A 21,597-nucleotide genomic window follows, 5' to 3' on the forward strand; every position below is an offset into this window, starting at 1 on the left:
AGTACTATGTTGATATGTCTCATCGTTTACATATATGCATAAGCTAATCATGCGTATATGTATAATTAACTACCCCGTGTTGTTGCAGATACAGTGTTTTTATGTCTGATATTGCGCTATCAGTATGAAGGGCATGGATAATCAGGTATAAAAATGCCACCAACAATGGTGGCATTGGTCGTCTGTCCTCGATCAGCAAATGAGCCCGAGCGCCCGAAGGCGTTGGAGCGCCCGATCCTGTGCATCGTTCGAATAATCGGCTTCCAGAGTGATCCGAGCAAGGCGCTCAACCAGCCGCCTGCCACTTTCATCGAGCCTCACAGACACATCGAGCAATGACACTGTGTATTGAGTGTTACATGCCGATGCCAACGCAGCAGCCAGCACCCTGCTAGATCCGGTGCGCGGGTGTTCTGAAATGATTGCCAAAATTTCGTTTAGAATTTTCATCTATTTCCTCTATGTTGTTAAACAATATGGTGCCTTTTCGGCTGTCATAAATTCTGCTGGTTAGATACTGGTTGTGATGTAAACGCCCTCGATTGATCAGCACCAAGCGATGTTATGGCTGCGTTTTGTGTAATAACAAATAATCATCTAAACATTTTTTATGTCTGGTATTTCGCCATCAATATGGATGACCGTCACCGATATATAGGCATCAAGGTAGTTCCTCCTCGTGCCTCGTCAGACTCCACCTTGACCCCTATATTCGGCTCCTTTGTCATGCCATATTAATCGCTTCATACCCTCCATAAAAATGGGTTCTCCACCCCACTCCGGTCGCTGCGCAACCTACGGGGGTTCCGGGTTCGCTACTCTCACCACACCCACATTCTTACGTTCGTAAGAATGTTTTACCCCGCGTTCTTACACTGTGTTGGCTCTGCGTTCTTACGGTTGCGACGAAGGCGTTCTTACGGTTGCGCCCCAGGGGGATTTGCCATGCTGTGATAGCAGCAAGGCAGTCCCCCTGTAGCCGCTCCCTTATCGGGATAAATCGTCATCGGCATCGCGATGCCGATTGATGAATGCCGCCATGCCTCTCGGCGTTGTAGGGGCAGTTGAATCTGCGCTCGGCGAAGGCTCAGCCACTGTTGTGGGTGTAGCTTCCTGGCGATAAGTTTTGTTATCCACAGAAAGCTCGGCGTGCGTTGTCCTGATATGGCTCAGGTCAGCATCCGCTGGGCAAGTGGGTAACACGTTACCATTAGCGGATTTACGATTGCCGTATTTGTCCACAGAAGACGTTGCCTGATGACCCATGATGTAGGCAATGCGCTGCCGGTCGAGCCCAGACGCTTTGAGCTCAGAGCCCATCTGATGGCGCCAGCTGTAAAAGGTCGGCAGCGATTTTCGCGCCGGCCAGAGGTTTTTGCCCGCCGCACGCAGCTTGTCCTGCAATGAGCCAATTTTTGCTTTCTTTGCCTCGGTCACCATGAGTTGCAATTTCTCTGGCGAAAGCGTGTCAAACTGTAAGACCCTATCTGCACCACGTTTGCCATCATGGCTTTTTTTGGCTCCGATAACGGTGAGCCGATTACCCTGCGCAGTTATGGTGGCTAGTTCAGCAGGTCTTATCCCCGCGCGCATAAACAACAATATGGCCGCCAACATAGCGCTGTCATTACGCGCCTTAAAATACTGAATCAGTGCAACGAGATCATCATTATCGACCTTTTTAACTCTTTTTTGTTTTGCCTTAACCGGTATATCTGGCCTACTCAGGGCCTGAATTCGCTCGGCCGCGTCGGGAAAATTCAACAATTGTTGATGATATACCAGTGCACAGCGCAGTTTTCGCCAATAGCCAGGACTGCATTCTGAAGCGCGAGCCAACAATTCATCCGCAATGTTTTTTGCTGTGATATTAAGGCCCTTTTCCTTTAGGATTTCATAATGATTTTTTGCCAGTCTTTCATATTCCTTTTCCGTTGCCTGTGTAGCCATTCGGTCATCTCCCAGAGCGCTTGAATAACGCCTTCTTTAGATAGTGGGCAGGATTTCCCCACCCACGACGTGGATCCCTTTATTAAAGGTGCGATTTAGTTTTAAATTAATGCTGAATGCGTGATGTAGACAGTGATTTACTGCGCCACAGAAATTCGCTGCATTAAAACACTCATCAATCTCTGCATGACAGCAGGAGTTGCCAGTAATGCGTCGACATCGAATTCGCTTTCTGTGTTTTTATCTTCAGTTTTTTGATTACAGCTCGGCACAGTAACTTGAGCCTGCTGACCAGCCATACAGGCATTAAATACCGTGTCAGCCCTACCCCTATAATCAGGGGCGTCCTCCATCAACCACTTGCCATAATGGCGTACCACCATTTCTGTACCGGTGTGCCCCATCTGACGGGCTATCCACTCGATGCTGATCCCCGCCGAGAGCAGTTGGCTTGCATAGGTGTGCCGAAATTGAGATGGCCCCCGATAACGCACCCCAGCAGCCTGACAGAACGGCCTGAAAAACCGCTCACGGAACTCATCAACCGAGGCATAACTGCGCCTTTTGGCGCTGTAGTAAGCCAGCAGGGTGCGTTGTTCACTCATCTGAGTGCGATTGTCCGACCTCGTGACCGTAATCTTCTTAGCCTTACGATGCTCCGCTAGCCTCATCAAGGTTTTGAGAGATCCAACAGCCTGTTCTGACAGCTCTATCGTGCGAATAGATCCCCTGGTTTTGGGCGTTTTGTACTGCCCATCAACCAACGCAAGGTCAACCAATAAGGTCTTCTTGTCGAGATTGACCGCCTCCGCACTGACCGCCATTAACTCACTGATGCGCAGACCCGTAGAGATACCGAGTTGGATGAGTGACACCTCCAGCAAATGGGTGCTTTTCAGGGCAAGAAATGCCTTAATTTCGTATTGATAAAATGGATCGGGTTCGTCCACCTCAAATTTGCATTTTTTAATGCCATCCATTGGACTGGTATGAATAACACCATCGCTGACAGCTCGGGCAAACACTTGTCTCAATATATCCAAATATTGGTTAATGGTATTTCCTTTATATTTTTTGTTGCAAAATTTCACTACGAGCAGTTCAATGTCACTCGCACGATATGACGTCAGCGGTTTATCACCAATCCATTTTATCAACTGTTCTGCTTTACGCTTCGAAATGTCATAGGTTGTCTGCGCATACTGGTATTTTTTGATTTCCAGGTGCTGACGAATGGCTGACGCCAGTGAATGCTCATCAACAATGACTGAACGCACAGTGTTGTGTTTAGTTTTTTGTTTTTGAACGGTCCTTTTATTGGTTTGTTTGTTCATAATTACCCTCATTACAGTTATAAATACTCCTTCAATTACAAAAACAGCAATAGCAAAACGTGATGCTCACGCATCGATACCGAGAGGGTAATAGTGCACCTAAAAACAGCGATATAAATTACTCTGTGACGCTATAAACAGATAAGTTTCACCTCAAAATCCTGTTAATTTGTCAAATGCCAAGTATACATTAGCGATAGCTGATGTCATTTAATCGATATAATCAAATGTTCCCGTCAGATTTTTACTCAACATTGCATCAAGCAAATACCATGTGTTATTCACTTCACCCGAATTTGGGTAATAACAACCCGTTCAGCGTATCGAAGATAGCTGTGATATTGGCGGTATTTTTTAAATCTGAAGGGGTGATAACCCTTGTTTGAACGAGATAAACGTGTCGGTGTGTTCTACGCCATATTCATTTCGTTTCGATCCTTCGTGTTTACTGTCGTTGTTATGTCCTTGTTAGCAGCTTTATCAGCATACTACAACGATTGAGGACCACTCGTCAATGAAAATAACACACAAAGAAAAAGAAATGTCAACATGTTTTTATTAGGTTTTTTAAATATTTTCCAATGTGCTTAAAATCATTATAAATCATGAAGATAGGGCCATACCCGCCCCATTAAACCGCCGAGAAATGCTCTCATATTGGTTTTTTCATGGGGGGGAGACAGCCCTGTTACCCAAAAAATATGCGTCATCTTTACGGTGATTTTCCCCCTGACAGCAGGTGGTGGGGTATCAGGTCGGTAGGAAGGGATTGGATTTTCTCATTCAGCAGCCTAATGTTCACACGTTTGCCATAGCGGCCAAACGTCAGGCCGTTTTTACTGTGTCCCGCAAGTTCGGCTACAACATGCTCAGCGACATCCGCCTGCTGTAACTCATCGATGAAGGTATGCCGCAGCCCGTAAAGCGTGGGACGGCCCTGACCTACGATGCCAGCCTCATTGAGGTGGCGTTGGAAGCGACAGGTGATGTTATGCGCCCAGTCGTCGTCTTTGCCTGATGGTTGGTCATCGAACAAAAATACCTTCCCTTGACTGCGACGACTCTCCACATAGTCCAGGAATTGATGTCCGATCAACGCACTGTGCAGTGGCACGGTACGGTACGCATTGACGGTTTTGAGCTGCTGATCCGCCTCTCCCGCATCGACCATCAAACACCAAATCCCCTCAACCTGTTTGATGTTCTGAGTTTTGAGTTGACAGGCCTCAGAGGGACGCAGCCCTGCGTACAGGCACAAGAGCGGTACCCACCAGTCCTGGATTTTCAACTTTTTACCTTTCTGGGATTGTTTGCTGCGCAGGCTGGCAAACAGCTGAGCCAGTTGAGGGCGATACCAACGCACTCGTTCCTCATCCGCCCGTTTGTTCGGCTTTTTACCTGCCGTCAGCCCATCGAATGGGTTACGACTGCAATAGTCCAGTGCCACGCACCAACGGAAGAACTGTTTCAGGGCAGCCAAATAATCGGTCTTGGTTTTGAAACTGATGTCGGCCTTACGCAGCAAGCCGTTGCGATACTCCTGTGCTAGCGCGGGCGTCACCTCATCGACTTTGACCCCTTTGGCCCAGGTGACGAAGGCGTTGATCCGAAGTTGGAGCTGGCCCACCGACTTATGCTGGATCCCCTCACTGGTTTTAGTCTCGATGAATCTCGCCAGTGCGTGGGTGAGCGTGATCCCACTGCTGGGGCAAGCTGAGCCATCAACAGAAGGTTCACGAGGTGTGGAAGGTGTTTGAGGCGGCAGGATGAACCCCGCTGCCTTGAACGCGTCTAGATCGGCGCGGATCCAGCGATAGAAACTGCGGGGAGCCGTATCGGCAGGGGTAGCCGCGATCAGTGCGCGAGTGCGAGCTGCCACAGCCAGGTTTCGATCTACAGCGAGCTGCCTATCTTTGGTGCAAAGGGAAGTACGGATAGCGAAGGGCAAGCCACGGTCACGTAATGACTTAGGCAGCGGGAGACGAGTGTAGTAGGTGCCGGAGGCATTTTTACTCAGATACATGATTGTTCCACCCAGTTGATCCAGGAAAAAAATCACGTAAGTCTAGAAATGAAAAAACCCGTTGAAATTCAACGGGTTATATTTGGCGGTGAGGGAGGGATTCGAACCCTCGATACGTTGCCGTATACACACTTTCCAGGCGTGCTCCTTCAGCCACTCGGACACCTCACCAAATTTTTACTTCTTGAAGTGGCTTTCGGAGCACGCTGCGCGCGCATCTTGCCGACTTCGTCGGTGGGCAGCCATTCGGACACCTCACCAAATTTTGGTCTGTTATTTAACGTGTTCAGCCAACACTGTGTTCACTGCGCTGTTGCGCTGGAACGGGGCGTAATTTAGGGGAAAGCCGGTGACGGGTCAACCTTTTTTCCCCTTGTTTTTCATATCTTTTTCCGTTTGCGCAGCTTTTGTGCCGACTCTGGCGCTTTTATCGCCTCATGGCGTGTCCAGCATGATCAGGCTGTCGGGCAACTCGTTCTTGTCATGGGTGGGGGGGAAGGCATCGGCCAGGATGGCGCCGGTGCGGGTCACGCACTCGATGAAGCCGGGCTCCACCTCACCCTTGCGGATCCGGGCGGTGAAGTCGTCGATGATCGCCTGCCACTGGGCGTTCTCTATGTGCCGGGCGACCCCGTCATCGACCAGGATCTCCACATAGTGCTCCGCCACCGAGACGAAGATCAGCACCCCCAGCCGGTCGTGGGTGCGGTGCAGTCCCTGCTCGACAAACTGCAGCCGTGCCATCAGGGCCGCCCGGTGGCGACGCACCTTTTTGGGTATGAGCAGCATCTTGATGGGGGTCCAGTGAAACAGCAGGGTCAGGGCGAGCCAGACCGCCCACTGGGTCAGCAGGATCTCGTACCAGCCGAGCCAGAAGCCCAGCTCGAACACCAGCAGGGGGGTGAGCATGGCGAGCAGGGCCGCCCACAGGGTGGGGATGTAGCGATAGCTGTCGCTGGCCGGGGCCAGTACCGTCACCAGTTCGGCGTCAGTGGCCTGCTCGGCCTGCTTGACCCTGGCCTGGAGAGTGTGGAAAAACTGTTTTGATATCATCTCTTTATCTCAATAGGTATCGGGATCACCAGCCACCGGAGGCGCCGCCGCCACCGAAGCTGCCACCACCGCCGCCGAAGCTGCCGCCGCCAAAACCGCCACCCGAGCGTCCGGCACCGAATCCGCCGGCGGTATAGATGGCGCCTCTGCGGCCCCGGCCGCCACCGCCCCCTCCGCCACCGCGCAGGTTGTGCAGCACTATCATGGCAATCACCATGATGATGAAGATGAGCAGGCCGTTGACCTTGTCCTTCTTGGGAGGAGCCTTGGCCTGATACTCGCCGGCCAGGGCCTGCATGATGGCCTGGCTGCCGCCCAGAATACCGGCGGCCATGTCACCCCGACGAAATTCGGGCAGGATCCGGGTCTGGATGATGTTGGCGGCGATGGCGTCGGGCAGCACCCCCTCCAGGCCGTAGCCCACCTCGATGCGCACCTTGCGATCCTCGGGGGAGATGATCAGCAGCACGCCATTGTTCTTGCCCTGCTGGCCAATGCCCCAGTGACGGCCGAGCTGGTAGCCGTACTCCTCTATGGTCTCTCCCTCCAGGCTGGTGAGGGAGACGACCACCAGCTGGACGCCGCTCCCTTGTTCGAAGGTCGCGAGCGTGCGGGTGAGACGACTGGCCTGCTCCGGGCTCAGCAGGTGCGCCTCATCGACCACGCGCCCGCTCAGGGCCGGAAACTGGGGGGCGGCCAGCAGGGAAAAGGAGCAGAGCAGCCCCAGCAGCAACAGCCAGGGCCGAATGAGTAGAGGCATCAAAATTCGACCTTGGGCGCCTCGTCGGCACCGGGTTTGGCGCTGAAGCTCGGCTTGGGCTCGAGATCCGAGTAGAGCAGCTTGGCCCAGATGACCCCTGGGAAGGTGCGCAGCTCGGTATTGAACTGGCGCACCGCCTCTATGTAGTCACGGCGAGCCACCGAAATGCGGTTCTCCGTGCCCTCTAGCTGGGCCTGCAGGGTGAGAAACTGCTGATCCGCTTTCAGATCCGGGTAGCGTTCCACCACCACCATGAGGCGGGAGAGGGCGCTGCTGAGCTGGTTCTGGGCCGCCTCGAACTGCTTGAGCTGGGCGGGATCGCTCACCTGCAGGCTGCCGACTCGGGCCCTGGCATCGGTGACCGCCTTGAGGGTCTCCTGCTCGTGGCTGGCATAGCCCTTGACGGTGGCAACCAGGTTGGGGACCAGATCGGCGCGGCGCTGATACTGGTTCTCCACCTGGCCCCAGCTCGCCTTGACCTGCTCGTCCAGGGTAGGGATCGTGTTCATGCCGCAGCCGGTCAGGGTCAGCAGCAGGGAAGCCAGCAGGCAGGTCCGGGTGAAGGGGCGCCAGATACTCGTTGCCATCTCGTTGTTCTCCAGTGAATTTTCAATATTTGCCCGCACACCATACCCCTTGTGCTCAGCCCTCACAACGGCGAGGCAGCGGGGGCAGGTTGCGATAGGTGACGGAGACCCTGGGCAACTGCGGCTTGTCCTTGAGCCAGGAGGCGAGTTCGGCGCCGCAGCCATTGCCCGGTGGTATGGGGGCCTGGGGCTGACAGTCAGGGCTGCCGGCCGGGCAGCGCAGCCGCACATGGAAGTGGCTGAAGTGGCCGACCCAGGGCCTGAGCTTGCCGACCCAGGGCTCGTCCGGGCTGCGTTTGCACACCTCCGCCTTGAGGGCAGGGTTGATGAAGATGCGGGTCACCTCCGCCGGCTGGGCGGCGAGGCGCAGCAGGGTCAGCTGCTGGGGGCCGAATCGCCCCGGCAGCACCCGATAGCTGGGCTCGTCGATGAGGGCCCACTCCTTGGGGGCATCCTGCTCCCAGCGCTGGATGGGCTGGTTGGCCATGCGAAACCAGATGTCGGCGTCGAGCCCGGTCTGGTGGCTGCGGTGTCCCGAGCGGAAGGGGCCGCCACGGCTCATGGCGAGATCGGCGATGTAGAGATCCGGCAGCCCGGCCATCCGGGTGCGGCTTGCCAACCCCTTGAGATAGTCGATGAGGTCGGGGTGACCGTAGTAGCGCAGTCGCTTGCTGCGGATCACCTGATAGCCAGGGCCGCTCAGGGGCAGGGCCATGCCATTCTTCAGGCAGCCGCCGGCGTAACCGCCGATGGCCTCGGGTTGCGCGGTGGCGCCGAGCAAGAGCAGGGTGGCGATAAGCATGATGTGCCTCGAACAGGGATAAAGGGTGTCTTTTGAGCGCCACCAGCATAGCAACAGAGCGGGGGGCGAGACCAGCACCTGGCTTGCCCTTGCGCCCGGCGCCGCCTTGTTGCCACAATGCGCCCCTCAATGGTATCTGAACAGGGGAAGAGGATGATGAAAGCGAGTGAGCTGGTCGGCAAAGAGGGAGTCTACTGGCTGCAACCGCCGGCCGGGCGCTTCTATGTCGCCATGGGCACTCTGCTGGTGCTGAGTCTGGTGGCGGTCGGGGCGTCGCTCTGGCAAGGGTATCCCCAGATGGGGCTCCTGCCCTGGGTCGGCGTCATTTTTGGCGGCATAGTGCTGCTGATGATGCTGGTGCCACGCCACTGGCAGCCCTGGCGCATGGCGGAGCTCGCCTGGGACAGTGACCATCTCTATCTCGTCAACGGCCAGCAGGACAGCGTCAGGGCGCTGCCTCGGTCCGCCCTGGTGGAGGTGGGCCGCGAGCGGCGGGTCGGCCACAACGGAGAGTGGCTCGAGTTCAGCCTGGACCTCGCCCTGGGCCAGGATGAGCTGACTCAGGTGGTCGAGCTGCTGGGGCTGGGGGAGGAACCCGTCCATGAAGTGAGCCCGGGCGTCTACCGCTTCGGCTTTAAACGGGCCTGGCACAGTCGGCGCGCCCTGGGGGCATTGCTGACGCAATTGGTACCACCACGAGCTGATTAATTTCTAGACAAGCCGGGGGCAAGCTCAGATACTGCCAGTTATTCGCATTGAACTTGTCGCCTGACTTGTCCAAGAGATCAATGGCTTGGGCTGTGAGGCGAGGAGGCCCCTGGCATGATGCCCGGGTCAATCCGGCGTGGTGGTTGTGCCCTTGCTGCGGCGCCGGTGATTGCATAGTGAAGGCACCCTGACTCGAGAGTGGATGGCATGAAGATTTACGTAGGTAATCTGTCGTACCGGATGACGGCCGACGAACTGACAACCGTATTCAGCCAGTTTGGACAGGTGGACAAGGTCGATATCATCATCGACCGCGACACAGGTCAGTCCAAGGGATTCGGTTTTATTGAAATGCCGGTCAATGGCGACGCCGAGAGGGCGATCGCCGAGCTGCACGGCACCGAGATTGGTGGCCGCACCATCACGGTCAATCAGGCCAAGCCCAAGACAGATGCACCCCGTGGTCGCCCCCAGCGTCATCGTTAAGGGGCCTCGCTAACGCAAAACGGCATGGGTTCTCCCATGCCGTTTCTGTTTGTGCCAGCGGGCCCATTGGGCCGGACTCAGGGCACGTCGTAGCCCAGGGCCGCCTTGCGGATGCGAAACCACTGCTGGCGATTGAGCTGCACCTGCTCGGAGGCGACGGCGCTGGCGATCCGCTCGCGCTTGCCCGAGCCTATGATGGGCAGCGGCTGGCTCGGCAGCATCATGACCCAGGCGTAGACCACCTGCTCCAGGGTCTGGGCCCCCACCTCTTCACGGATCCGCGCCAGCTCATGGCGAAGCCCCTCGTGGCGGGCATCATGGAACAGGCTGCCACCGCCGAGGCAAGACCAGGCCATGGGCCTGATACGCAGCTGCTGGCACTGATCCAGGGTGCCATCCAGGGTGAGATCCTGATTGAGGGGAGAGATCTCCAGCTGGTTGGTGACCAGGGGGAAGGGCAGGCGCGACTGCAACAGCTCGAATTGGCGCGCGGTGAAGTTGGAGACGCCGGCATGCCTGATCTTGCCTGCCTGGCGGAGGGCGATGAAGGCTTCGGCCACCTCGTCGGCATCCATCAGGGGATCCGGGCGGTGGATCAGCAGCAGATCCAGGTGATCGGTGCCGAGCTTTTGCAAGGAGGCCTCGGCGCTGGCGATGATGTGCCCCTTGCTGGTGTTGTAGTGATTGAGGGCGTGCTCGGGCTTGGCGGTCAGGGCGATGCCGCACTTGCTGACCAGTTCCATGCGGCTGCGCAGGGCGGGCTCCAGGCGCAGGGCTCGGCCGAAGGCCTCCTCGCACTGATAGCCGCCATAGATGTCGGCGTGGTCTATGGTGGTGACGCCAAGGTCCAGGTGGTACTTGATGAGATCCAGCAGGGCCGTCGGGCTGAGCTGCCACTCCATCAGGCGCCAGTAACCCATGATGAGGCGGGAGAACTCCGGACCCTGGGGGTGCAGAGGCAGGCGGGATACGGTCATAACTCACTCCTTGGAATAAATGCTGGGCCTATCTTGGCCCCTGCTCCCGGCTAAGGCAATATTGGCGCCCCGTGCAATTCGTACTTTGGTTCTGATGGAGGGCATATGGACGCTGGGTTTGCCACGCGGTTGCGGATATTGATGGGGGAGATGAGCGTGAGCGCCTTCGCCCGCAAGGTGGGCCTGGGCGAGGCGCTGATCCGCAAATACCTCAAGGGTGCCGAGCCCGGCTTTGCCAAGGCAAACCAGATCGCCATGGCCGCCAACTGCTCCCTGGAGTGGCTCGCCACCGGCTGCGGCTATCTCTATCGGCAGGCGGAGGTGGTGGATCGGGCCGCGTTGCAGGGGGCGAGCGAATTGCTGCGCGAACAGGCGCCCGCCACCGTGCTGCCCGATGAGGAGTCCCTGGTGAAGCTGCTCGCCTATTACCAGTTCCTGCGCAGCCACAAGCGGGCCGACGGCTTTCTCGATCTGGCCATGGCCCGTCAGTTCGGCAAGCACCTGGATGAGGCCTGAAGCGCCGCGTCCTCCCTTGCGCGGGTCTGGGAGCGAGCCCCCGCGCGCCAGGCGCATCTGATCCTTGCCAAGGGTGGGGCTGCTGGCTTACCGTCAGGCTCTTGCCATTGGAGGGACAGGATGCGCTACATCGATTTGAGAAGTGATACGGTAACCCAACCCACGGACGCCATGCGTCAGGTGATGCTCCATGCCCAGGTGGGGGATGATGTGTACGGGGAAGACCCTGCGGTCAATGCCCTCGAGGCTTATGCCGCCGGGCGCCTGGGCAAGGAGGCCGCCCTCTTTGTTCCCTCGGGCACCATGTCCAACCTGCTGGGGGTGCTGGCCCATTGCCAGCGCGGCGAGGAGGCGCTGCTCGGCCAGGGGGCCCACATCTTCCGCTACGAGGCCATGGGCAGCGCCGTGCTGGGCTCGGTGGCCCTCAATCCCGTGCCCATGCAGGCCGACGGCACCCTGGCCTTTGCCGATCTCGCGGCGGCCATCAAGCCCGATGACCCCCATTTCGCCCAGGCCCGCCTGCTCTGCCTGGAGAACACCCACGGCGGCAAGGTGCTGCCCCTCGCGTATCTGCGTCAGGCGCGCACCTTCGCCGATGAGCACGGGCTCAAGCTGCACCTGGACGGAGCCCGGGTCGCCAACGCCGCCGTGGCGAGCGGGGTCTCCCTGGCGGAGATTGCCGCCCCCTTCGACAGCGTCTCCCTCTGCCTCTCCAAGGGGCTGGGGGCGCCGGTAGGATCCGTGCTGGTGGGGGATGGCGCCACCATCGCCCGGGCCAGACGGCTGCGCAAGATGGTGGGGGGGGGCATGCGCCAGGCCGGCTTCCTCGCCGCCGCCGCGCAATTTGCTCTGGAGCACCAGTTCGAGCGACTGGCGGACGACCATCGCCGGGCCCGTCGCCTGGCCGAAGGGCTGGCCGCCCTGCCGGGGATCACGCTGAGCCTGGCGCAGGTGCAGACCAATATGCTGTTCCTGACGCTCGACGAGGGGGAGAGCGGCGATCTGCTGGCCTTCATGAAGGAGCGGGGCATCCTCTTCTCCGGTTATGGGGAGATGCGGCTGGTCACCCACTTGCAGATCACCGACGATGACGTGGCCGAGGTGATCGACGCCTTTGCCGAATACTGCCAGGGGCGCTAGCTTCCGGCCATGTAAACGGGCCCCGCCAATCGGGCGCCAGCAAACAAAAAGCGCAGCCTGGGCTGCGCTTTTGCGTTATCGGGGCGGGTAAATCCGCGGCTCAGTAGGCCTGCTGATGCACGTCCAGCACGGCGCGACCGGACGGATCGGCCATCTCCTTGAACTTGGCATCCCACTCCAGCGCCGTGGGGGTGGAGCAGGCGACCGACTTGCCGTAGGGCACGCAGCGGGCGGCGGATTCCAGCGGGAAGTGCTCCTCGAAGATGGCGCGGTAGAAGTAGGCCTCCTTGGTGAGGGGCGTATTGACGGGGAAGCGGAAGGAGGCCGCCTCGAACATCTGATCCGTCACCTCGATCTCGACCATGGCCTTGAGGCTGTCTATCCAGGAGTAACCCACGCCGTCTGAGAACTGCTCCTTCTGGCGCCAGGCCACCTCGTGGGGCAGCAGGGCCTCGAAGGCTTCCCGCAGGATGTGCTTCTCTATCTTGCCGTTGCCGCACATCTTGGCGGCAGGATTGAGGCGCATCGCCACGTCCATGAACTCCTTGTCGAGGAAGGGCACCCGGCCCTCCACTCCCCAGGCGGCCATGGATTTGTTGGCCCGCAGGCAGTCGTAGAGGTGCAGGGCGTCGAGCTTGCGCACCGTCTCCTCGTGGAAATCCTTGGCGCTCGGCGCCTTGTGGAAGTAGAGGTAGCCGCCAAACAGCTCGTCCGAGCCCTCGCCCGAGAGCACCATCTTGATCCCCATCGCCTTGATGTAGCGTGCCATCAGGTACATGGGGGTCGAGGCGCGTATGGTGGTGACGTCATAGGTCTCGAGGTGATAGATGACGTCCCGCAGGGCATCGAGGCCCTCTTGCACCGTGAAGTGGATCTGGTGATGGACTGTGCCCAGGTGATCGGCCACCTTCTGGGCGGCGGCGAGATCCGGCGATCCCTCCAGCCCCACGGCGAAGGAGTGGAGCTGGGGCCACCAGGCCTCGCTCTTGCCATCGTCTTCGATGCGACGGGCGGCATAGATCTTGGTGATGGCGGAGATGACGGACGAATCCAGGCCGCCGGAGAGCAGCACGCCGTAGGGCACGTCGCACATCAGCTGACGCTTGACCGCGGCCTCGAGGGCGGCGCGCAGCTCCTCGACCGAGGCGGGGTTGTCCTTGACGGCGTCAAACTCGCGCCAGTCCCGCTGGTAGTAGTGGGTCAGGACCCCGTCCTTGCTCCACAGGTAGTGTCCGGGCGGGAACTCTTCCACGCTCTTGCACACCGGCACCAGGGCCTTCATCTCGGAGGCGACATAGAGGTTGCCATGCTCGTCACGCCCGGTGTAGAGGGGGATGATGCCCATGTGGTCGCGGCCAATCAGATAGGCGTCCTGCTCGGCGTCATAGAGGATGAAGGCGAAGATGCCGTTGAGATCATCCAGGAAGGCGGGCCCTTTCTCCTTGTAGAGGGCGAGCAGCACCTCGCAGTCGGATTTGGTCTGGAACTGGAAGTCCACCGCCAGGGTCTTCTCCAACTCCTTGTGGTTGTAGATCTCGCCGTTGACCGCCAGCACGTGGGTGCGTTCCGGGTTGTAGAGGGGCTGGGCGCCATTGCCCGGATCGACGATGGCCAGGCGCTCGTGGACCAGAATGGCCTTGTCAGAGCTGTAGACGCCGGACCAGTCAGGCCCGCGGTGGCGCAGTCGCTTGGACATCTCGAGCGCCGATTTGCGCAGGCTTGCCGCGTCAGATTTGATGTCCAGAATGCCGAAAATTGAGCACATTGATGTAAATCCTCTTTAATTTTTATTGAGCCCCCCACGTTTGGGCTCGAAATTCCATTTACATTCCTCGCCATTCACAATGCCTAGCGCGACCCCCTTTTGCAAGCGGCAACATGGCACAAAATCGGGCCCTTGGGCCTAAGGCTGTTTGCTCAAAACCATGACGCCCGCGTCAAGCAGCTTGACGCTGGCGTCATGGGGCCAGGCGCACCCCGCCTCATCTCGTCTCGGGCTCGGCACTGGGTTCGAAGATCACATAGAGCTTGTGACAGGGGGTGAGGGTCTCCCACTGCCCGCTGAAGCCCGCCGGGATGACGAAGCGATCCCCGGGACCGAGGTGCAGCTGGTTCCCCGCGTCATCGTGGATGCAGACCTCCCCCTCCAGCAGCTGGCAATATTCGTGCTCCGTGTAGTGCACCGCCCAGCGCCCCGGCTCGCAGCGCCAGAAGCCGACATGAAACTGCTGGCTCGGGTCCGAGTAGTGGTTCCAGACGCTCTGGGTCGGGTTGCCCGCCAGGATCCGCTCCGGGGCCGGGGTGAGTGGCGAGGGGGTGACCGTCTGGCGGTCGAGCAGGGTCCAGTCTTTGAGTGTCAGCATGATGCCTCCATGGCAGGGGAGTGGGGCCAGGGGAGGATCGACTTCCCTCCTGGTAGTCGACGGCGCCCCGTTCGATTTAATTGACGACTAGCAAGATACGCTAAACGATTGTCCCCGTCTTGCCAAGGGCATCGCGCCCCTCCATCCCCCTGATCACATGGCGGGCGAAGCCGCTACCCGCCTCGTCATAGACGTTGAACACGGCGTCCACCCCCTGCTCGCGCAGGGAGTCGATGTCGTCCTCGAAGCGGACGATGGCGGCTATCTTGCCGGTGAAGCCGTGGCTGCGCAGCTTCTCGATGGCATAGAGGTTGCCGGAGTGGTGGGGCATGGCCAGCAGCACCAGATCTATCTGGTTGGAGATGAGCACCTTGTCCCAGAAGTCGGTATCGGTTGCGTCCCCCTCAATCACGTTCATGTTGCGCTCGCGCAGCCCGGGCAGCTTGCCGTGATCGTTCTCCACCCCCAGGATGACGGGGCCGTACTTGTGCTCCAGCTCGAAATAGGCGCCCTGGCCGATGCGGCCCATGCCGAGGATGATCACCTTGGCGTCGCCCAGCTCGATGGGCCTGTCTTCCGGGTGCAGCTCGCGGGCCTGCAGGCCGCGCAACCAGTTGCCGAACCTGTGGTAGATCCGTTCGCTCTGGCCATTGAGGGGAGCCGAGATCATGAAGCTGGCCGCCAGCGCCAGGGAGAGGGCCACCAGCCACTCATGGGAGAGCCAGCCCGCCTTGGCGGCGATGGCGGCGACGATGAGGCCGAACTCGGAGAAGTTGCTCAGCGCCAGGGTGGAGAGCAGCACGGTGCGCACCCTCAGGTGGGCGCCGCTGTAAACCAGATAATAGAGCGCGCTCTTGAACGGCAGCGCCAGCACCAGGGCCAGGGCTATCCACATGGCATCCTGGGTCGGCAGGCCGTTGAGCCCTATGGTCAGGAAGAAGCAGATGAGGAAGAGATCCTTGAGGGTGAACAGCGCCTTGGCCAGCCCGGCGGCGGCGGGGTGGGAGGCCAGCATCATGCCGATGATGAGGGCCCCCAGATCCGGCTTGAGCCCCACCACCTCGAACCCGGCGGCCCCCACCACCAGGGCCAGGAAGACCCCGAACAGCACCTGCAACTCCCCGTGACCGGCCCGTTCGAGCAGCCGGCACAGCAGGGGGCGCAGGAGGGGCAGACCCAGGATCCAGAGCGCCCAGATGCTCGGCAGCTTGCCGCTGGAGATGGCGAGAAAGGCGACGGCGAAGATATCCTGCATCACCAGCACCCCGATGGCGAGGCGCGCATAGAGGGCATTCATGTCGCTGCGCTCCTCGAGCACCTTGACCGCGAAGACAGTGCTGGAGAAAGAGAGGGCAAATCCCAGCAGCACGGCGAGCTGCCAGCCCAGGGACATGGCCAGCGTCATGCCGAGCCCCTTGCACACCAGGAGCACCAGGGTAAACAGCAGGGTGGAGAGCAGCATGTGCAGGCTGGCGGTGCCCCACACATCCCGGCGCAGCAGGGTGCGCACATCCAGCTTGAGCCCTATGGTGAACAGCAGCAGGGTGACCCCGAGATCCGCCAGCTCTGCCAGGGCAGGGGTATTCTCATACCCCATGCCATTGAGGAGGAAGCCGGCGGCGAGGAAGCCGAGCAGGGGGGGCAGGCCAATCAGGTTGACCAGCATGCCGCAGACGAACGCCACGGCGATCAGTACAGGTTCCATACAATTACCATCTTCCGGGCCTTGGCCCGCAACACATGAGGGATGGGCGGCCCGCAGGGGCCGCACCGCCATCGGCCGACCTAGACGATGTCGATATCGACCACGGAATTGAAGATGTGGTTGGGACTAAAGGGCATCTGCTCTATGTCGGCCACCTTGCTCACCCCTGAGAGCACCAGCACGGTTTCCAGGCCGGCCTGGAAACCCGCGAGGATGTCGGTGCGCAGGTTGTCACCTATGATGAGGGTGTTGTCGGAGTGAGCCTCCATCCGGTTGAGCGCCGCACGAATGATCCAGGCGCTCGGCTTGCCCACGTAGAACGGCTTCTTGCCGGTCATCCGCTCGATGGGGGCGCACAGGGCGCCGCAGGCCGGGTACATCATGGGGCCGTGGGTGTCCGGATTGGTGGCGATGAAGCGGGCGCCCTGGGCGACAAACTTGGCCCCCAGCTGCATCATGGACCAGTTGTAGTTGCGGGTTTCCCCCACCACCACGAAGTCGGGGTCTATGTCGGTGATGGTGAAGCCGGCCTTGTAGAGCTCGTGGGTCAGGGCTCCTTCCCCTATCACGTAGGCCTTCTTGCCATCCTGGCGCTTGAGGAAATCGGCGGTGCCCATGGCGGAGGTGTAGAAGCTCTCCTCCGGCACGGTTATCCCGGCGGCGCGAAAGCGGTTTTGCAGATCTTTCTGGGTCTGGGCCGGATAGTTGGTGAGAAACAACAGCTTGCTCCCCTGTTCCAGCAGACGATGGACGAAGTGATCGGCCCCAGGGATGAGATCGTTGTTGTGCAAAATGACGCCGTCGATATCACAGATGACGTTTTTCTTCATGGAAACTCCTTCAGGGGCAGGGATGAGGCAGAGACATTCTTGCATGTCTTCAATCGGTTATGTTTTTTGTGGCGCCATTATATGCCCCTTTGATGACAAGGTGTGACAGCAATCGAGTCAAACAGCCCCTCGCGCCTGGCGCGGCCAGGGCGTCGGCCTTGCCGAGGTGCTGAGGCAGAGAGAGCTGAGGCAGAGAGAGAAGGAGTCGATCATGGACGAGTTTATCGCTGGGTTGCCCAAGCTGGAGCTGCACCTGCATATCGAGGGTACGTTGGAGCCGGATCTGATGCTGCACCTGGCCGCGCGCAACGGCATATCGCTGCCCTGGGCCGATGATAAGAGCGTGCGCGCCGCCTACGAGTTTGACGGCCTGCAATCGTTTCTCGATCTCTACTACCTGGGGGCCAGCGTGCTGGTTACCGAGCAGGATTTCTTCGACCTCACCCGGGCCTATCTGACGCGCTGCGCGGCGGAGGGGGTGGTCCATGTGGAGATCTTCTTCGATCCGCAGACCCATACCGCCCGCGGCATTCCCTTCGCCACCGTGCTTGGTGGCATAGAACGGGCGCTGCAGACCGGGGAGAAGGAGCTTGGCATCAGCTGGCGCCTCATCATGAGCTTCTTGCGTCACCTGAGCGAGGAGGAAGCCTTCGCCACCCTGGAGCAGGCCATGCCCTTGCTCGATCGCATCCATGGCATCGGCCTCGACTCGGGGGAGAGGGGCAACCCCCCCGCCAAGTTTGCCCGGGTGTTTGCCCGCTGCCGCGAGCTGGGGTTGCCTGTGGTGGCCCACGCCGGCGAAGAGGGGCCGGCGGACTACATCTGGCAGGCCATCCGGGAGCTGCAGGTGCGCCGCATCGACCACGGGGTACGCTGCGCCGAGGATCCCGAATTGCTGCGCTATCTGGCCGATACCCGGTTGCCTCTCACCGTCTGCCCCCTCTCCAACACCCGCCTCAAGGTGTTTGACCAGATGGCCCACCACAACGTACTGAATTTGCTGGAGCAGGGGCTGTGCGTCACCATCAACTCCGACGATCCCGCCTATTTCGGCGGCTACATGAACGCCAACTTCCAGGCCCTGGCTCATGAACTGGGGGCCTCCATGAGCCAGCTCTGCCGCTTGTCACTCAATGCCGTCGAAGCGAGCTGGCTGAGTCTGGCGGACAAGGCGCGGCTGACCCGGGAAATTCGAAGCCATGCCGCCTGTCACGGCGTCGTCCTCTCCTAGCGCCGGGCGACATGATACGCCAACGCCCGCCAGAGATGGCGGGCGTTGGCGTTCTGGCCGGGTCTCAGGCCGATTGCGGCTCTTTTGACCCCTGATAGTTCGGGTAGTCGGTCAGCCCTTTCTCGCCGCCGCCAAACAGGGTGGCGGGATCGTGGGGGGCCAGCGGGTAGCCGTGGCGCAGCCGGTTCGGCAAGTCGGGGTTCGCCACGAAGGGGCGACCGAAGCCAATCAGGTCGGCCCAGCCCGCCTGCAGCGCGGCTCTGGCCCGCTCGCCGTCATATTTTCCCGCATAGATGAGGGTATTGGGGAAGGCATCGCGCAGTCCCTGCTTGAAGCTCTCTGCCATCAGGGGGGCGTCATCCCAGTCCGCTTCGGCCACGTGCAGATAGACGATGCCCAGGCTGTCGAGCATGCTGGCGGCGGCCAGATAGGTCTCCTGGGGGTTGGCATCGACGGTGCCGTTGAGGGTAGTGAGCGGCGCGAGGCGCACCCCGACCCGGTCGGCGCCAATTTCGCGACTGACCGCCTCGGTCACCTCTTTCAGGAAGCGCAGCCGGTTCTCAAGGGCGCCGCCGTAGCCGTCGGTGCGGGCATTGGACTCGGAGTCGAGGAACTGGTTGATGAGGTAGCCGTTGGCGGCGTGCAGCTCGATGCCGTCAAATCCCGCCTCCATGGCGTTGCGGGCCGCCTGGCGGAACTGCCCCACCACGGCGTCGATGTCGGCCTGGGTCATGGCGCGCGGGGTGGCCGTCTCCACAAAGCCCGGGGCATCGCTGCCATTATCGACAAACACCTTCACCCCTTTGGCCTGGATGGCGGAGGAGGAGAGGGGCTGGGCACCGCCGATGTTGTCAGGATGGGTGACCCGGCCCACATGCCAGAGCTGGGCAAACATGATGCCCCCCTGGGCGTGGACGGCGTCGGTCACCTGCTTCCAGCCAGCCACCTGCTCGGCGCTGTGGATCCCCGGCGTCCAGGCGTAGCCCTTGCCCATGGGGTCGACTTGCGTGCCCTCGCTGATGATGAGACCGGCCCCGGCCCGCTGGGCGTAGTAGGTCGCCATCATGGCGTTGGCCACGTCCCCGGGCTGGCTGGCGCGGGAGCGGGTCATGGGGGGCATGACGATGCGGTTGGCAAGGTGCAGCTGGCCAAGGCGCAGCGGGCAGAACAGGGGATCGTGGTTCATGATGGAACTCCTCATCGGGTGAATGGTGTGACTCTAGCGCCAGACATCATTGAGATAAATGGAGGGATTTGCATAAGAGTGCTGCGCTCATGACAACAATGGGCAGAAGCAGAGGCGGGCCGGGATGAAACATGCTGGTTTATCAATATGCTGATGTGGAGCAGGGAGAGGAGAATATCTCCTCGGCTGTCGTCTCTTTCATGTTTTTCCTGTCACGACAGACGAGAGGGACAATTAAACAAGATGAGTGCGGGGTTAAATAAAAAGAGGCGTTGTAAATAAAACGGGATGATTTAATCGTCATTTCGTTTTTCGCGCCATGTTCCGCCCTCTGTCATGGACGACCGAGGAGAATAAAGCAGGGAGGTATTTTCCTCCCTGTTACTGGCTGGGGTGATGGGGCGATTGGCGTCATTGCCCCGTGTAGGCGGCGCCCTGGACATGGCCCTGCTTGTCACTGAGGCAGGACCAGGGGGCATCGGCACCCGGCACCTTGATGGTGACGCCGACCCCGGCTTCGGAGTCCATGACGTCAGTGACCTGAAGCTGGGCCAGGGGCATGTTCGTCTTCTCTGAGACCGCCTTCAGACAGGCTTTCTCCGCAGGGCTGGCAGGGCTTGCCGAGGCCGCAGGCACTGCTGACGTGGCTGCCGGGTGGCAGACACCGGATCCTTGCTTGCTGGTGTAGGAGACATCGTACTGGCCCCCTGTGTTGCTGATGGAGAGGGTGACACCAGCCCCCTTGGCTTCGTAGTAGTTGTCGTTGAACTGCTTGAGCTTGGCCGCCTTGCCATTGATATAGACGGGACCTCCCTCATCGCTGTGCATCTGGATCCGGCCCGGGCACTCGTAATTCAGCTGGGGAAGGGCAGCACTGGCCGTGCCCGCCATGGTCAATGCAAATACTGTGATCAACACCTTTTTCATGGGACCTGCCTTAACTGTTTAACAAAATGGAATAAGTGCATTTGTTTGTATTGTCCGTTGAATAACAACATCACTATATTTCGGCGCTCAGTCTGCCGTCTGTCCTTGACGAAAACAAATAGCCGGCCGACTTAATTTTAGCAACGAATTTTTCGTAACGTTTTGTGCCGTTGAAAATGGTTATTGATTCAAGGGACTCGGCAAACGGTTTTCTCTGTCCATGGTTTAAAGATTAATAAAAGCAGAGAAATAACGGGCAGGGGAGGGACGGCGAGAATGGCAGCAAGAGTGACAGCAAGAGTGACAGCAAGAGTGACAGCAAGAGTGACAGCAAGAGTGACAGCAAGAGTGACAGCAAGAGTGACAGCCAGAGTGACAGCCAGAGTGACGCAGGGGGAGCTGGCAAAGGGGTTGCCGGGGCCTTGCCTGGCGCTCTTGTCACGCGGGGCGATTGGGCCCCGCGTTGCATCAGGATGGCAGGTGCCGGATCAGAGCCAGCGTTTTTCCCGGGTGAAGCAGACCGAGAGCCAGGCATCCCCCAGGGTATCGCCGAGGCGGGACCAGAGCTCCTGGCGTAGGGCATCCTGGCGCTCGACGGGCCACTCCTGGCCGGGGGCCACCAGAATGTTGAGTTCGAGATCGAAGCGGCGGCCGCTTTTCGCCAGATGGCTGTAGCACTCGATGCCATGGCGCTGACGCAGGGACTCGACCTCGCTGGCCACCAGCCGGGAGACATCTCCCTTGGGGGCAATTTTCAGCACTTCTCGCAGATTGCGACCGAGCACCTTGATGGGAATGAGGGTGGCGCACAGGGCCAGGAGAGAGACCAGCACAGGGTCTATGTAGCGGTTGTACTGGCCGTAACCCAGGGCATCTAGCCCGATGGCGACCAGAAAGCCGACGAGCAGGGTGGCGCTGAGCAGGGTATCCACCAGCCACTCCTTGGAGTCCACTCGTACCAGTTCGGAGTTGACCCGCTCGGCCACGTCAGCCTCGATGAGTAGATTGGCCCCTTGAAG

20 protein-coding genes, 1 tRNA gene and 1 pseudogene are annotated in these 21,597 nt (G+C 59.5%); 5 read left to right on the forward strand and 17 right to left on the reverse strand.

Going from position 1 to position 21,597, the window contains the following annotated elements:
* Positions 1–192: 192 nt before the first annotated feature.
* From BN1119_RS20640 to mepA, 9 genes are all read right to left on the reverse strand, one after another.
* Complete coding sequence (locus tag BN1119_RS20640) at positions 193–450, reverse strand: hypothetical protein (RefSeq protein ID WP_016351021.1); 258 nt, start codon at positions 448–450, stop codon at positions 193–195.
* Between the two features lie 537 nt (positions 451–987).
* Complete coding sequence (locus BN1119_RS04635; RefSeq protein WP_041994656.1) at positions 988–1,950, reverse strand: site-specific integrase; 963 nt, start codon at positions 1,948–1,950, stop codon at positions 988–990.
* Positions 1,951–2,087: 137 nt separating this feature from the next.
* Positions 2,088–3,284 carry a tyrosine-type recombinase/integrase gene (locus tag BN1119_RS04640; RefSeq protein ID WP_041994659.1) on the reverse strand — a complete coding sequence of 399 codons (1,197 nt, stop codon included), beginning with the start codon at positions 3,282–3,284 and terminating at the stop codon, positions 2,088–2,090.
* Positions 3,285–3,996: 712 nt separating this feature from the next.
* A complete protein-coding gene (locus tag BN1119_RS04645) occupies positions 3,997–5,307 on the reverse strand; it encodes a tyrosine-type recombinase/integrase (protein ID WP_244463678.1) in 1,311 nt (436 codons plus the stop codon).
* Between the two features lie 83 nt (positions 5,308–5,390).
* Positions 5,391–5,478, reverse strand: a tRNA-Ser gene (locus BN1119_RS04650).
* A gap of 264 nt (positions 5,479–5,742) precedes the next feature.
* Positions 5,743–6,360 (reverse strand): TPM domain-containing protein, encoded by a 618-nt coding sequence (locus BN1119_RS04655; RefSeq protein ID WP_041994662.1) that lies wholly within the window; start codon positions 6,358–6,360, stop codon positions 5,743–5,745.
* A 25-nt stretch (positions 6,361–6,385) separates the two neighbouring features.
* The gene (locus BN1119_RS04660; RefSeq protein ID WP_041994665.1) at positions 6,386–7,120 is read right to left on the reverse strand and encodes a TPM domain-containing protein; all 735 of its coding nucleotides are present in this window, start codon (positions 7,118–7,120) and stop codon (positions 6,386–6,388) included.
* A complete protein-coding gene (locus BN1119_RS04665; protein WP_041994669.1) occupies positions 7,120–7,707 on the reverse strand; it encodes a LemA family protein in 588 nt (195 codons plus the stop codon). Before BN1119_RS04665 ends, BN1119_RS04660 begins: the two co-directional genes overlap by 1 nt.
* A 55-nt stretch (positions 7,708–7,762) precedes the next feature.
* Positions 7,763–8,509, reverse strand: a complete 747-nt coding sequence (mepA, locus tag BN1119_RS04670) for a penicillin-insensitive murein endopeptidase (RefSeq protein WP_084205287.1) — start codon at positions 8,507–8,509, stop codon at positions 7,763–7,765.
* A gap of 156 nt (positions 8,510–8,665) precedes the next feature.
* Here mepA and BN1119_RS04675 point away from each other — a divergent pair, with 156 nt between their 5' ends.
* Complete coding sequence (locus BN1119_RS04675; RefSeq protein ID WP_041994717.1) at positions 8,666–9,217, forward strand: hypothetical protein; 552 nt, start codon at positions 8,666–8,668, stop codon at positions 9,215–9,217.
* Between the two features lie 207 nt (positions 9,218–9,424).
* Positions 9,425–9,703: an RNA recognition motif domain-containing protein gene (locus BN1119_RS04680; RefSeq protein WP_167335456.1), complete on the forward strand. Its 279-nt coding sequence runs from the start codon at positions 9,425–9,427 to the stop codon at positions 9,701–9,703.
* A 77-nt stretch (positions 9,704–9,780) separates the two neighbouring features.
* Here BN1119_RS04680 and BN1119_RS04685 read toward each other — a convergent pair whose 3' ends face one another.
* Positions 9,781–10,680 (reverse strand): aldo/keto reductase, encoded by a 900-nt coding sequence (locus BN1119_RS04685; protein ID WP_041994674.1) that lies wholly within the window; start codon positions 10,678–10,680, stop codon positions 9,781–9,783.
* Positions 10,681–10,785: 105 nt separating this feature from the next.
* Here BN1119_RS04685 and BN1119_RS04690 point away from each other — a divergent pair, with 105 nt between their 5' ends.
* On the forward strand, positions 10,786–11,196 hold the full coding sequence (locus BN1119_RS04690; protein ID WP_041994677.1) for a helix-turn-helix domain-containing protein: 411 nt from the start codon (positions 10,786–10,788) through the stop codon (positions 11,194–11,196).
* Between the two features lie 120 nt (positions 11,197–11,316).
* A complete protein-coding gene (gene ltaE, locus BN1119_RS04695) occupies positions 11,317–12,336 on the forward strand; it encodes a low-specificity L-threonine aldolase (protein WP_041994679.1) in 1,020 nt (339 codons plus the stop codon).
* Between the two features lie 100 nt (positions 12,337–12,436).
* On the opposite strand, the gene asnB is transcribed toward ltaE, so the two are convergent.
* The 4 genes from asnB to BN1119_RS04715 form a co-directional block, all read right to left on the reverse strand.
* A complete protein-coding gene (asnB, locus tag BN1119_RS04700; RefSeq protein ID WP_041994682.1) occupies positions 12,437–14,101 on the reverse strand; it encodes an asparagine synthase B in 1,665 nt (554 codons plus the stop codon).
* Between the two features lie 217 nt (positions 14,102–14,318).
* The gene (locus tag BN1119_RS04705) at positions 14,319–14,699 is read right to left on the reverse strand and encodes a cupin domain-containing protein (protein ID WP_041994685.1); all 381 of its coding nucleotides are present in this window, start codon (positions 14,697–14,699) and stop codon (positions 14,319–14,321) included.
* 100 nt (positions 14,700–14,799) lie between these two features.
* Positions 14,800–16,404 (reverse strand): cation:proton antiporter family protein, encoded by a 1,605-nt coding sequence (locus BN1119_RS04710; RefSeq protein WP_041994688.1) that lies wholly within the window; start codon positions 16,402–16,404, stop codon positions 14,800–14,802.
* A gap of 80 nt (positions 16,405–16,484) precedes the next feature.
* A complete protein-coding gene (locus BN1119_RS04715; protein ID WP_041994691.1) occupies positions 16,485–17,234 on the reverse strand; it encodes an HAD-IIA family hydrolase in 750 nt (249 codons plus the stop codon).
* 211 nt (positions 17,235–17,445) lie between these two features.
* On the opposite strand from BN1119_RS04715, the gene BN1119_RS04720 reads away from it, so the two are divergent.
* Positions 17,446–18,465, forward strand: coding sequence for an adenosine deaminase (locus tag BN1119_RS04720; RefSeq protein ID WP_041994694.1), 1,020 nt, complete (start codon positions 17,446–17,448; stop codon positions 18,463–18,465).
* Positions 18,466–18,529: 64 nt separating this feature from the next.
* Here BN1119_RS04720 and BN1119_RS04725 read toward each other — a convergent pair whose 3' ends face one another.
* The 3 genes and pseudogenes from BN1119_RS04725 to BN1119_RS04735 all read right to left on the reverse strand — a co-directional run.
* The gene (locus BN1119_RS04725) at positions 18,530–19,651 is read right to left on the reverse strand and encodes an alkene reductase (protein ID WP_041994697.1); all 1,122 of its coding nucleotides are present in this window, start codon (positions 19,649–19,651) and stop codon (positions 18,530–18,532) included.
* Between the two features lie 411 nt (positions 19,652–20,062).
* Positions 20,063–20,578, reverse strand: a complete 516-nt coding sequence (locus tag BN1119_RS04730) for a hypothetical protein (RefSeq protein ID WP_041994700.1) — start codon at positions 20,576–20,578, stop codon at positions 20,063–20,065.
* A 488-nt stretch (positions 20,579–21,066) separates the two neighbouring features.
* A pseudogene (locus BN1119_RS04735) lies at positions 21,067–21,597 on the reverse strand (cation diffusion facilitator family transporter); the annotation flags it as partial.

This window comes from Aeromonas bivalvium (assembly GCF_000819765.1).
In the GTDB taxonomy this organism is placed as follows: domain Bacteria; phylum Pseudomonadota; class Gammaproteobacteria; order Enterobacterales; family Aeromonadaceae; genus Aeromonas; species Aeromonas bivalvium.

Excerpts from the sequence above, each read along its gene's own strand:
- asnB (WP_041994682.1), bottom strand. The coding sequence starts at position 14,101 with ATGTGCTCAATTTTCGGCATTCTGGACATCAAATCTGACGCGGCAAGC.
- BN1119_RS04710 (WP_041994688.1), bottom strand. The coding sequence starts at position 16,404 with ATGGAACCTGTACTGATCGCCGTGGCGTTCGTCTGCGGCATGCTGGTC.
- BN1119_RS04715 (WP_041994691.1), bottom strand. The coding sequence starts at position 17,234 with ATGAAGAAAAACGTCATCTGTGATATCGACGGCGTCATTTTGCACAAC.
- BN1119_RS04665 (WP_041994669.1), bottom strand. The coding sequence starts at position 7,707 with ATGGCAACGAGTATCTGGCGCCCCTTCACCCGGACCTGCCTGCTGGCT.
- BN1119_RS04725 (WP_041994697.1), bottom strand. The coding sequence starts at position 19,651 with ATGAACCACGATCCCCTGTTCTGCCCGCTGCGCCTTGGCCAGCTGCAC.
- BN1119_RS04675 (WP_041994717.1), top strand. The coding sequence starts at position 8,666 with ATGAAAGCGAGTGAGCTGGTCGGCAAAGAGGGAGTCTACTGGCTGCAA.
- BN1119_RS04635 (WP_041994656.1), bottom strand. The coding sequence starts at position 1,950 with ATGGCTACACAGGCAACGGAAAAGGAATATGAAAGACTGGCAAAAAAT.
- BN1119_RS04640 (WP_041994659.1), bottom strand. The coding sequence starts at position 3,284 with ATGAACAAACAAACCAATAAAAGGACCGTTCAAAAACAAAAAACTAAA.
- BN1119_RS04685 (WP_041994674.1), bottom strand. The coding sequence starts at position 10,680 with ATGACCGTATCCCGCCTGCCTCTGCACCCCCAGGGTCCGGAGTTCTCC.
- ltaE (WP_041994679.1), top strand. The coding sequence starts at position 11,317 with ATGCGCTACATCGATTTGAGAAGTGATACGGTAACCCAACCCACGGAC.
- BN1119_RS04730 (WP_041994700.1), bottom strand. The coding sequence starts at position 20,578 with ATGAAAAAGGTGTTGATCACAGTATTTGCATTGACCATGGCGGGCACG.
- BN1119_RS04705 (WP_041994685.1), bottom strand. The coding sequence starts at position 14,699 with ATGCTGACACTCAAAGACTGGACCCTGCTCGACCGCCAGACGGTCACC.
- BN1119_RS04720 (WP_041994694.1), top strand. The coding sequence starts at position 17,446 with ATGGACGAGTTTATCGCTGGGTTGCCCAAGCTGGAGCTGCACCTGCAT.
- mepA (WP_084205287.1), bottom strand. The coding sequence starts at position 8,509 with ATGCTTATCGCCACCCTGCTCTTGCTCGGCGCCACCGCGCAACCCGAG.
- BN1119_RS04680 (WP_167335456.1), top strand. The coding sequence starts at position 9,425 with ATGAAGATTTACGTAGGTAATCTGTCGTACCGGATGACGGCCGACGAA.
- BN1119_RS04690 (WP_041994677.1), top strand. The coding sequence starts at position 10,786 with ATGGACGCTGGGTTTGCCACGCGGTTGCGGATATTGATGGGGGAGATG.
- BN1119_RS04660 (WP_041994665.1), bottom strand. The coding sequence starts at position 7,120 with ATGCCTCTACTCATTCGGCCCTGGCTGTTGCTGCTGGGGCTGCTCTGC.
- BN1119_RS04645 (WP_244463678.1), bottom strand. The coding sequence starts at position 5,307 with ATGTATCTGAGTAAAAATGCCTCCGGCACCTACTACACTCGTCTCCCG.
- BN1119_RS04655 (WP_041994662.1), bottom strand. The coding sequence starts at position 6,360 with ATGATATCAAAACAGTTTTTCCACACTCTCCAGGCCAGGGTCAAGCAG.
- BN1119_RS20640 (WP_016351021.1), bottom strand. The coding sequence starts at position 450 with ATGAAAATTCTAAACGAAATTTTGGCAATCATTTCAGAACACCCGCGC.